A 10,808-nucleotide genomic window follows, 5' to 3' on the forward strand; every position below is an offset into this window, starting at 1 on the left:
CGGTTCTCATGAGGGCCCTCACCGGTCGGCGGGGTTGTCCACTACGCAGTCGATCGTGATGAGGAGGCTCGTCCCGCGGGTGCTCTCCGCGTGCGTGCCGACCTTGTCGATAGCATCCCACGTCGAGGGATCCAGTCGGGTCCGGGGCAGCCCCGTCGTCGTGATGACGATCGGCACGATCGCCCGGCGCAGCGGCGTCGGCGTCGCCCCGGCGGCCCGACCGCGCAGGGGGCCGAGCGCGAGCTGCACGGCCACGCCGGGCACGCCGGGGCGCCGCTCGGTGGACGTCAGCAGCAGCCAGACCGCCGAGAGGAGGCCGTCGCGCTGGCGGCGGTCCAGGAGGCCGGCGAGCGCGTTCGGGTCGCTCAGGGTGACGTCCGGCCCGAGGAACTCGGACTCCGTGATGGCGTGGTGCAGCCAGGTCTCGCGGCGGCCCTCGATGAGGTGCAGCCGGAGCTCGGTCGCCAGCGACGCCGCGGTGGAGGCGGCGAGCGGCGACAGGGGCAGGGGCTCGCGCCCGTTGGCGACGTCGTCGAGGAGCTGCTCGGCGGCGAGGTCGAGGCGCGCCAGCTCCTCGCTGGCGAGCATGCCCACCGCGTAGCGCGGGGCGGAGACGGTGCTCTGCACGAGGACGCGGTCGAGCTCCATCTCCGTCACGCGGCGGAACCCGCGGACGACCGCGACCCCGAATGCGGCGGGCACGACGGCGCGCGCGATGGCGGAGATCTCGGGCGCCAGGTCGGCGGGTCCCACCGGGTCGGAGACGAGGAACACGATGAGGAGCACCGCGCCCAGGGCGACGTCGACCGCCAGCACCTCCCGAGCGGGCCGGTAGGTGACGGTCGTGAGCAGCGCCGCCCCGGCGGCGATGCCCGCCGTGGCGTGCTGCATGACGTCGCCCAAGGGCCAGACCGCCACGAGGTCGAGCGCGACCACGACGCCGAGCCCCACGACGAAGACCGCCATCAGCGGACCCGGCATGCGGTCGCGGAGCGCGCGGACCGCGATGACGGAGGCCGCGAGGAGGGCGACGAGGAGGATCCACGCGGTCGCGGTCAGGCCGGGCGACGGCAGCAGGCGGTAGTCGAGCGCGAAGCGGACGAGGCCGTAGCCCATGGCGATCGCGCAGACGACCGCGGACCCCGCGCCGAGGTAGCCGAGGCCGATGGAGGTCGGCTGCGCGGGGGTGCCCGCGGGCAGGCGCACGCGCCGGCTGGTGCGCGGCGGGGCGTCGGGCGCGCGGCGGCTCACTTGGGCACCTCGAGGACGACCGTCGTGCCGGATCCCGGGGAGGAGAACAGGCGCGCGTTGCCGCCCACGTCCGCGAGGCGCGCGACGACGGACTCCTTGAAGCCGAGCTTGGCCTGGTCGACGTGCGCGAGGTCGAACCCGACGCCCGCGTCGGTCACCATGGCGCGCACCGTGGTGTCGTCGTCGGTGATGGTGACGTGCGCCTCGGTCACGCCCGCGTGCCGGCGCACGTTCTCCAGGCACTCCGCGAGCGAGAGGAGGAACGCGTCGAGGATGTCGCTCGGGAGCAGCACCTGCCCGGTGCCGTGCCAGCTCACCTCGAGCCCCATCCGGCCGAAGCGCTGCTTGACCGACTCCAGCGTGTTGCCGAGGACCGACTGCTCGACGGGCTCGAGCGTGTAGCCGCCCGACGCCTGGGGCGTGGGGTTGGCGCCGAGGCGCAGCTGGCGGAGGAGGCGGGCGTCGTCGGCCGCCTGCTGGCGCATCGCCTGCGGTGTGACGCCGACGCCGGAGTGCGCGAGGAGCGTGAGCGTCGCGAGGACCGTGTCGTGGAGGAGCCTCGCCCCCTGCCGTCGCTGGGCCTCGAGCTCGCTGGCCATGCGCTCGGCGCGGTGCGCCCGCCCGATGTCGGTGATGCGCCGCCCGACCCGTCGGACGGCCACGCTCAGCCAGTAGCCGAGGATGGCCGCGAGGAGCCAGCCGAAGACGTGCACGAGCACCACGTAAGGGAAGGCCTCCGTCGACCACGCCGTGCCGACCGCGACCGCGCTCGTGAGCACGAAGGCGGCCGCGACGATGCGGAGGCGTCCGGGCCGGATGGTCTCGAGGAGCGCGAGCGATCCGACGGCGCCCGCGGACAGGTGGGTGAGGGCCGTGAGGGACGAGGCCGAGCGCCCGCCGAGCTGCGCCACGACCATCGCGGCGAGGCCGGCGACGAGGACGACCAGCATCCAGCGCGCGCGGGCATCCGTGCCGATGCGCCACTGCGCGACGGCGAGGACGATCAGGAGGGCGGTGCTGCCCGCCGCCGCGGGGGGCGGGATCTCGCCCGGGAGCAGGATGCAGAGCGCGGCCACCGCGGTGAAGCTCAGGCCGTAGACGCGGGCGGTCCGCTGCAGCAGGCGCTCGCGCTCGCGCTTCATGCGATCCATCGGGTCCCCGCTCGCAGTGCGCCGACGCCGGTGGCGTGCGCTCGGTGTGCCTCCGATCCTATGGGGGAGCGGGAAGCGCGTGGCACGTCGAGGCGGAAGCCCGTGCCGATCGTGCGCATGTCCTAGGATCGCCGCCCGGAGGGGCCGCGTCCGACTACTCCGGCGCGATCCAGCCGTGGCGGATCGCGTGGCGGCGCAGCAGCAGCTTCGTGCCGAGGTCCGTCCCCGCGTGCAGGTACTTCCGGCGCCCCCGCTTGATGTACGACTTCACCGTCTCCTCGGTGGTGCTCATGGCCTCGGCCACGTCGCGGATCGACCGCCCGCCCGCGTAGAGCACGAGCGCGCGCTGCTCCTGCTGCCCCAGCCGCGGGTCCTCCTCGGCCTGGAAGTCCTGCATCGCCTGCTGCACGAGCGCGCTCTGCCGCGGCGTGCCGTCGGCGGCCGCGTGGATGCTCGCGATCAGCTCCTCCGAGGACTCCGCCTTCGGCACCACGGCGGACGCCCCGGCGCGCATCGCGCCGTGGATGGTCGACGGGTCGGCGTGCGTGCTGAGGAGCACCGAGGTGAGGCCGGCGCCCGTCAGGGTCCGGATCTTCTGCGCCACCGGCACGTCGTCGCGGAGGGCGAGGTCGAGGACGACGACGTCGAACGCGTCGGGGAAGCGCTCGTCGCGGACGAGGCCGCTCCAGGTGGGCGACGTCGCCACGACCTCGACGCCCGTGCGCGGGCGCGACAGCCGGGCGCTCAGCCCGTCGAGCAGGAGGACGTGGTCGTCGACGAGCGCCACGCGGACCCGCTGGCCCTGCCCCGTCGCCTGCAGCGGACGTCGGCTCATCGGTGCTCCCCTCGTACGCCGACGCCCGGGGGCGGCGGCGTGCTCCCAGGGGAAGCATAGGAACGCATGATGCGGCGGGGCGATGCCGCGCGCCCAACTCACCCCCGTACTGGGGCGCCGGTGCGCCCGGCGCCGCTACGCGTCGTGGTCGAGCAGGCGGGCGAGCTCGCGGCCCACCGCCTCGTTCTCGATGAGGAAGCCGTCGTGCCCGTAGTCGGAGGAGATGACCACGACCTCGCCGCCGTCGATGGACCCGGGCACGGCCCGCGCGATGAGGCGCTGGTCCGCGACGGGGAAGAGCCGGTCGCTGTCGATGCCGACCACGAGCGTGGCGGCGCGCACCCTGCCGAGCGCCGCCTCCACCCCGCCCCGGTCGCGTCCCACGTCGTGGGAGCTCATCGAGTCGATGAGGCGGATGTAGCTGGTGGCGTCGAAGCGCCGGGTGAACTTGTTGCCGTGGAAGTCGAGGTACGACTCCACCGCGTACCGGCCCTCGTCGCCCATGGGGCTGATCCCGCTCTGCCAGGACCGGGCGAAGCGCTGGTTCAGCTCGTCGGGGCTGCGGTAGTTGAGCAGCGCCATGCGGCGCGCCAGGGCGAGGCCGCGGTGCGGGCCGTCGCCGTCGGCCGCGTCGTGGTAGTCGCCGTCGCGGTAGGCGGGATCCATGCGGATGGCCTCCGCCTGCACGGAGTTGAGCGCGATCTGGTCGGCGCTCGAGATGGCGGGAGCCGCCAGGATCGCGAGGCGGCGCATGCGGTCCGGGTGGCCGACGCCCCACTCGAGCGCCTGCATGCCGCCCATGGAGCCGCCCACGACCGCGGCCCACACGTCGATGCCCAGCGCGTCGGCGAGGGCTGCCTGCACTCGGACCTGGTCGCGGATGGTGATGTACGGGAAGCGGGCCGCCCACTCGGCGCCGTCCGGGGACAGGGAGGCGGGGCCCGTGGTGCCCTGGCAGCCGCCGAGCATGTTGGGCGCGACCACGAACCAGCGGTCCGTGTCGATGGCGAGCCCCGGGCCGACGATCCCGGACCACCAGCCGCCGGTGGGCTGCCCGGGTCCGGCAGGACCGCGCAGATGGCTGTCCCCGGTGAGCGCGTGCAGCACGAGGACGGCGTTGCGGCCGTCCGGCGCGCGCTCGCCGAAGGTCTCGTAGGCCACGCGCACCGAAGGGATGCGCCCGCCCGCCTCGAGGTCGATCCCGCCCACCGACGCGAAGAGGCGGTCGGCGACGGGATCGCCCTCGCGCCAGGCCCCGGAGGCCGGCGGGCGGCCGATCAGGGAGCGGATCTGCGCGTCCGTCACGAGGCTCGACGGGACGGTGTCCTCGGGTGTCTGCCAGTCCATCCCGATCAGTGAACCATCCGCGACGGGCGCGCGCCCGAGTGTTACGCCCCGACCGGGCCGGCGCCCTGGAGCGACGAGTCGATCGCCGCGTCCTTGACCGCGCGGGCGGCGCGCAGCCCGGCGGCGAGGTCGTCGAGGATGTCGTCGATGCTCTCCAGGCCCACGGACAGGCGCACGAGGCCCGGGGTGACCCCGGCGGTGAGCTGCTGCTCGGGCGTCAGCTGCGAGTGCGTGGTGGAGGCCGGGTGGATCACGAGGCTGCGGACGTCGCCGATGTTCGCCAGGTGGCTGAACAGCTGCAGCGAGTCGACGAGGGCGCGCCCGGCGTCGACGCCGCCCTTCAGCTCGAAGGACAGCACGGCGCCGACGCCGCGCGGCGCGTAGCGGTTGGCGGCGGCGTACCAGGGGCTCGTGGGGAGCCCCGAGTAGTAGACGGTGGCGATGTCCTCGTGGGCGTCGAGCCACTCGGCGACGGCCTGCGCGTTCTGCACGTGCCGCTCGATCCGCAGGCTCAGCGTCTCGATGCCCTGGATCAGCTGCCAGGCGCTCGCCGGGGCGATGGAGGCGCCGAGGTCGCGGAGGAGCTGCACGCGGGCCTTGATTATGTACGCGATCCCGTCGCCGAGCGCCTCGGTGTAGGTGACCCCGTGGTACGAGGCGTCGGGCGTGGTGAGGCCGGGGAAGCGTTCCGCGTGCTCGGACCACGGGAAGCGGCCGCCGTCGACGACGAGCCCGCCGATCACGGTGCCGTGCCCGCCGAGGAACTTGGTCGCCGAGTGCACGACGATGTCCGCGCCGTGCTCGAAGGGCCGGATGAGGTACGGCGTGGCGATGGTGTTGTCGACGATGAGGGGCACGCCCGCGGCATGCGCCCGGTCCGCGACGCTGCGGATGTCGAGGATGTTGATGCGCGGGTTGCCGATGGTCTCCGCGAAGAAGAGCTTCGTGTTCGGGCGCACGGCCCGCGCCCATGCCTCGGGGTCGTCCTGGTCCTCGACGAACGTCGTCTCGATGCCGAGCTTCGCGAGCGTGTACTTGAACAGGTTGTAGGTGCCGCCGTAGATGGAGGAGCTGGAGACGATGTGGTCGCCGGCCTGCGCGATGTTGAGCACCGCGAAGGTCGAGGCCGACTGCCCCGACGCCACGAGGAGCGCCGCCGACCCGCCCTCGAGAGCGGCCACGCGCTCCTCCACGACGGCCTGCGTGGGGTTCTGGATGCGGGTGTAGATGTTGCCGAACTCGGCCAGCGCGAAGAGGTCCTGCGCGTGCGCGGAGTCCTTGAACACGTACGAGGTCGTCTGGTAGATCGGCGTCGCGCGCGCGTTCGTGACGGGATCCGGGGCGGCCCCCGCGTGGATCTGCTGCGTCTCGAAGCGCCAGCCCGCTGCCCGGTCCTCGTCGTGGTCGCTCATGGTGGTGCCTTCCCTCATGCGTCGGTGTCGCCCGTGCGAGCGCACCTCGACAGTAGGAACACGGCCCGCGGGCGGTCAACGCGACCCGTCGCGCGGCGTAACCCGCCGGCGCCCGCGTTCCCTACGCTGGGGTCATGTCCAGCAGCAAGAGGGTCGTCGTCACGGGTGCGAGCTCGGGGATCGGCGCCGCCACCGTCCGCCTGTTCCGGAGCCGGGGGTGGGACGTCGTCGGCGTCGCCCGCCGCGAGGACCGCCTCCGGGCGCTCGCCGAGGAGACCGGGGCCGCGTACGCCGTGGCCGACCTCACCGTGCAGGCCGACGTGGACGCGCTCCGCGACCACCTCCGGGAGACCGGGGACGTCCACGCGCTCGTCAACAACGCCGGCGGCGCCGTCGGCACCGACACGGTCGAGGGCGGGTCCGCCGCGGACTGGGCGTGGATGTACGAGATCAACGTGCTCGCGGTCCAGCGCGTGACCAGCGCGCTCCTGCCGCTGCTGCGCGCGGGCGTACCCGAGGGCGGCAGCGCCGACGTGGTGACCGTCAGCTCGATCGCCGCGCACGTGCCCTACGAGGGCGGGGGCGGCTACAACGCCGCGAAGGCCGCCGTGCACGCGATGTTGGGCGTCCTCCGCCTCGAGCTCGCGGGGGAGCCCATCCGCGTGATCGAGATCGCGCCGGGCCAGGTGCGCACGGAGGAGTTCTCGCTGGTGCGCTTCGGAGGGGACCGGGCGCGGGCCGACGCGGTCTACGACGGCGTCCCGGGCCCGCTCACGGCGGAGGACGTGGCCGAGGCGATCGTGCACGCGGTGGAGCTGCCGCCGCACGTGAACGTGGACCTTCTCACCCTGAAGCCCGTGGCCCAGGCCGCGCCGCACAAGCTGGTGCGGGAGCCCCTCGCGGTCCGCGCGGACCTCACCGACCGGGGCTGATCCCGAGCCGAGCGCCGCGCTCCGGGGACCGGCACGCGGCGATGATCGATCGTCGACCGGCGTGCTGCCTCAGGCGCCGGACAGCGGGGTGTCGGCGGGGACCTCGGGCAGGGGTCCGGTGAGGAAGCCCTGCACCACGGGCCCGTGCAGCGCGACCACGGTCGTGCGGGGCATGCTCGCGATGGGCTCCATGCGCCAGATGTAGCGGGTGATGGCGATGCCGCCGAGGGCCGCGCCGACGAGCGAGTTGCGGATGCCGGCCTCCTCGGCGGGCATCGACTCGGGCAGCGCGCTCATCCAGTGCTGGGGCGCCGCCTCCGCGAACCGCTTGTAGGCGCCGCTGTCGTGATCCGACGACACGGTGACCCAGCGCATGATGGTGGACCCCACCGGGTGCTCCCACGTGTGGAGGGCCGCGTCCACGAGGGCCGCGCCGCGCTCCTCGACGGGCAGCTCGCGCAGGCGGAGGTAGGGGGCGAGCAGGTCCTCCGAGGGGCGGAGCGCCTCCTCCAGGAGGGCCTCGAGCGACCCGAAGTAGTAGCGGACGAGGCTCGGGTCCACCCCGGCGGCGGCGGCGATGCGCCGGGCGCTCACGCGGTCGGCGCCGGACTCGATGAACAGCATGCGGGCCGCCTCGATGATGCTCAGGCGGGCGTCGCCCGTGGTGCGGGGTCCGCGACGGCGGGGTCCCGCGTCGTCCCCTCCGTGGTCGGATGCATCGAGCTCGTTCGCCAGTACGGCCATGGGGCGTCCCTCTCGTGTGGTGAGGGACCAACGTAATGCGGGGCCGCCGAGCGGATGCCCCGGATGGGGGAATTGTGAACAACCCGTCGGCCGACCTGTAGTTTCGACGAGGCATGTCCGTGCCGCTCCCGTGCTGCAGAAAGCCTCCGCGTGCCCCAGCTGCCCCTCCCGTTCGAGATCGTCTCGCTGTCGATCCTCGTGGTCATCCTCGTCGCCGACCTGCTGATCGTGTACCGGCGCCCGCACGTCCCCTCCACGAAGGAGTCCGGCCTGTGGGTCGCCTTCTACGTGGGGCTCGCGCTGGTCTTCGCCGTCATCATGCTCTTCGTCGGCGGCACGGAGCACGCCGGCCAGTTCCTCGCCGGGTGGCTCACGGAGTACAGCCTCAGCATCGACAACCTGTTCGTCTTCGTGATCATCATGAGCAGGTTCAGCGTGCCCCGGAAGTACCAGCAGGAGGTGCTCATGGTGGGCATCATCATCGCGCTGGTGCTGCGCGGGATCTTCATCCTCCTGGGCGCGGAGCTCATCGAGAGCTACAGCTGGATCTTCTACATCTTCGGCGCGTTCCTCCTCTACACGGCCGTCAAGCAGGCGGTGGGCGACGAGGACGAGGACAGCGAGGACTCGCTGTTCATCAGGTTCCTGCGTCGGCGCCTCAAGATCGCGCCGGACTTCGACGGCTCGAAGGTGCGCACCGTCATCGACGGCCGCAAGGTGCTGACGCCCATGGTCATCGTGTTCGTGTCGATCGGCACCACGGACCTGATCTTCGCCCTCGACTCGATCCCGGCCATCTTCGGCATCACGGAGTCGCCGTTCATCGTCTTCACCGCGAACATCTTCGCCCTGATGGGCCTCCGCCAGCTCTACTTCCTGCTGGGCGGGCTGCTCGACCGGCTGGTGTACCTCAAGTACGGCATCGCCTTCATCCTCTTCTTCATCGGCGTGAAGCTCGTGCTGCACGCCATGCACGAGAACACGCTGCCGTTCGTCAACGGCGGCGAGGGCATCGAGTGGGCGCCCGAGATCCCGACGCTCGTGAGCCTCGTGGTGATCCTCGCGTCCATGGCGGTCGCGACCGTGGCGAGCCTCGTCAAGATGCGCGCGGACGGGATCCCCGTCGCCCCCGCCGACGGCAGCGAGGCGGCCGTCGAGCGCGACGACGACCGGGCCGAGCGGTGACCGAGGCGCGCACCATCGCGCTCGGCGGGCGCCGGATCCACGTGACCTGGGCCGCCCGCACGGACGTGGGCAGCGTGCGCGCCGTGAACGAGGACGGGCTCCTCGCGGATCCTCCCGTGTGGCTCGTGGCCGACGGCATGGGGGGTCACGCGTTCGGCGACCGCGCCAGCGCCACGCTCGTGGAGACCTTCGGCGGGCTGTCGGGGGACGCGCCCGTGACGCGCGACCTCATCGTGGAGGCCGTCGACGCCTCCAACGACGCCATCGGCGACCTCATCACGGGGGACGACCCGCCCGGCACCGTGGCGGGCACCACGCTCGCCGGGGTCGCGCTGGTGCGCTCGGAGGACGACGAGGCGCTCTGGATGGTCTTCAACGTCGGCGACTCGCGCGTCTACGCGTGGTCGCGCGGGCGCCTCGAGCAGGTGACGATCGACCACTCGGCCGTCCAGGAGCTCGTCGACCGCGGCCGCATGACCCGAGCCGAGGCCGAGCGCAGCCCCGTGCGGAACCTCATCACGCGCGCGGTGGGATCGCACGACGAGGTCGCCGCGGACGAGTGGCTGCTGCCGGTCACGGAGCACCAGGTGTTCCTCATCTGCTCCGACGGCCTGACGAAGGAGCTCGACGACCGCTCGATCGCGGCCGTGCTGCAGCTGGCGCGCGAGGACGGCGGCGGAGTCGACCGCGCGGCCGACGCGCTCGTCGCCCAGGCGCTCGCGTCCGGCGGTCGCGACAACGTCACCGTCGTCGTCATCGAGGCGCACGCCGAGGCCCGGGAGGACCAGCCGACCGCGGCCGGGTCCGCGGGCGCGCCGTCGCCCGAGGAATAGCGCGGAGCGCCCGGCGTTAGACTCCCATGATGCGCGAGGGCACCCTCGCGCCCCTGCCATGAGGAGAGCCGCGTGCAGCCTGCGAAGACCCTGGCCGAGAAGGTGTGGGCCGACCACCTGGTCGCCGAGGGGGAGGACGGTACCCCCGACCTCCTCTACATCGACCTCCACCTCGTCCACGAGGTCACCAGCCCGCAGGCCTTCGACGGCCTCCGGCTCGCCGGCCGCCCCGTGCGCCGACCGGACCTCACCATCGCGACCGAGGACCACAACACGCCGACCATCGGCATCGACCGGCCCATCGCCGACCTGACCAGCCGCACGCAGATCCACACGCTCCGGAGGAACGCCGAGGAGTTCGGGATCCGGCTGCACTCGCTCGGCGACATCGAGCAGGGCATCGTCCACGTCGTGGGCCCGCAGCTGGGCCTCACGATGCCGGGCATCACCGTCGTCTGCGGCGACTCGCACACCTCCACGCACGGCGCGTTCGGCGCCATGGCGTTCGGGATCGGCACGAGCGAGGTCGAGCACGTCATGGCCACGCAGACCCTGCCGCTGCAGCCGTTCAAGACCATGGCGGTCACCGTCGAGGGCACGCTGCGCCCCGGCGTGACGGCGAAGGACATCATCCTCGCGGTCATCGCGCAGATCGGCACGGGCGGCGGGCAGGGCTACGTGCTCGAGTACCGCGGCAGCGCCATCCGCTCCCTCTCCATGGAGGGCCGCATGACGATCTGCAACATGTCGATCGAGGCGGGCGCGCGCGCCGGCATGGTCGCGCCCGACCAGACCACCTACGACTACCTCCGCGGCCGGCCGCACGCCCCGACGGGCGCCGACTGGGACGAGGCCGTCGCCTACTGGGAGACCCTCGCCACCGACGACGACGCGGTCTTCGACGCCGAGGTCTTCCTCGACGCGGACACGCTGGAGCCCTTCGTGACCTGGGGCACCAACCCCGGCCAGGGCGTCTCGCTGAGCGAGCCCGTGCCGGACCCCGCCGCCATCGCCGACCCGAACGAGCGCGCCGCCGCGACGCGCGCCCTCGCCTACATGGACCTCGCCCCGGGCACCCCCATGAAGGAGATCGCGGTCGACACCGTGTTCATCGGCTC

10 protein-coding genes are annotated in these 10,808 nt (G+C 73.0%); 4 read left to right on the forward strand and 6 right to left on the reverse strand.

Going from position 1 to position 10,808, the window contains the following annotated elements; all coding sequences use genetic code 11:
• Positions 1–18 precede the first annotated feature (18 nt).
• From Q6969_RS02330 to Q6969_RS02350, 5 genes are all read right to left on the reverse strand, one after another.
• Positions 19–1,251: a hypothetical protein gene (locus tag Q6969_RS02330; RefSeq protein WP_317229001.1), complete on the reverse strand. Its 1,233-nt coding sequence runs from the start codon at positions 1,249–1,251 to the stop codon at positions 19–21.
• The gene (locus Q6969_RS02335) at positions 1,248–2,402 is read right to left on the reverse strand and encodes an ATP-binding protein (RefSeq protein WP_317229002.1); all 1,155 of its coding nucleotides are present in this window, start codon (positions 2,400–2,402) and stop codon (positions 1,248–1,250) included. Before Q6969_RS02335 ends, Q6969_RS02330 begins: the two co-directional genes overlap by 4 nt.
• 154 nt (positions 2,403–2,556) lie before the next feature.
• Positions 2,557–3,237: a response regulator transcription factor gene (locus Q6969_RS02340; protein ID WP_317229003.1), complete on the reverse strand. Its 681-nt coding sequence runs from the start codon at positions 3,235–3,237 to the stop codon at positions 2,557–2,559.
• A 135-nt stretch (positions 3,238–3,372) separates the two neighbouring features.
• Complete coding sequence (locus tag Q6969_RS02345; RefSeq protein WP_317229004.1) at positions 3,373–4,584, reverse strand: homoserine O-acetyltransferase; 1,212 nt, start codon at positions 4,582–4,584, stop codon at positions 3,373–3,375.
• A gap of 41 nt (positions 4,585–4,625) precedes the next feature.
• Positions 4,626–5,996, reverse strand: coding sequence for a bifunctional o-acetylhomoserine/o-acetylserine sulfhydrylase (locus Q6969_RS02350; protein ID WP_317229005.1), 1,371 nt, complete (start codon positions 5,994–5,996; stop codon positions 4,626–4,628).
• Between the two features lie 134 nt (positions 5,997–6,130).
• Between Q6969_RS02350 and Q6969_RS02355 the strand changes: the two genes are divergently transcribed.
• Positions 6,131–6,928 (forward strand): SDR family NAD(P)-dependent oxidoreductase, encoded by a 798-nt coding sequence (locus tag Q6969_RS02355; RefSeq protein WP_317229006.1) that lies wholly within the window; start codon positions 6,131–6,133, stop codon positions 6,926–6,928.
• Between the two features lie 69 nt (positions 6,929–6,997).
• Here Q6969_RS02355 and Q6969_RS02360 read toward each other — a convergent pair whose 3' ends face one another.
• The gene (locus Q6969_RS02360) at positions 6,998–7,672 is read right to left on the reverse strand and encodes a TetR family transcriptional regulator (RefSeq protein ID WP_317229007.1); all 675 of its coding nucleotides are present in this window, start codon (positions 7,670–7,672) and stop codon (positions 6,998–7,000) included.
• Positions 7,673–7,822: 150 nt separating this feature from the next.
• On the opposite strand from Q6969_RS02360, the gene Q6969_RS02365 reads away from it, so the two are divergent.
• From Q6969_RS02365 to Q6969_RS02375, 3 genes are all read left to right on the forward strand, one after another.
• On the forward strand, positions 7,823–8,857 hold the full coding sequence (locus Q6969_RS02365) for a TerC family protein (RefSeq protein ID WP_317229008.1): 1,035 nt from the start codon (positions 7,823–7,825) through the stop codon (positions 8,855–8,857).
• The gene (locus Q6969_RS02370; RefSeq protein ID WP_317229009.1) at positions 8,854–9,690 is read left to right on the forward strand and encodes a protein phosphatase 2C domain-containing protein; all 837 of its coding nucleotides are present in this window, start codon (positions 8,854–8,856) and stop codon (positions 9,688–9,690) included. Before Q6969_RS02365 ends, Q6969_RS02370 begins: the two co-directional genes overlap by 4 nt.
• 72 nt (positions 9,691–9,762) lie before the next feature.
• The coding region (locus Q6969_RS02375; RefSeq protein WP_317229010.1) for a 3-isopropylmalate dehydratase large subunit at positions 9,763–10,808 on the forward strand (1,046 nt) is incomplete at its 3' end.

This window comes from Clavibacter sp. MX14-G9D (assembly GCF_032917815.1).
Taxonomy (GTDB): domain Bacteria; phylum Actinomycetota; class Actinomycetes; order Actinomycetales; family Microbacteriaceae; genus Clavibacter; species Clavibacter michiganensis_K.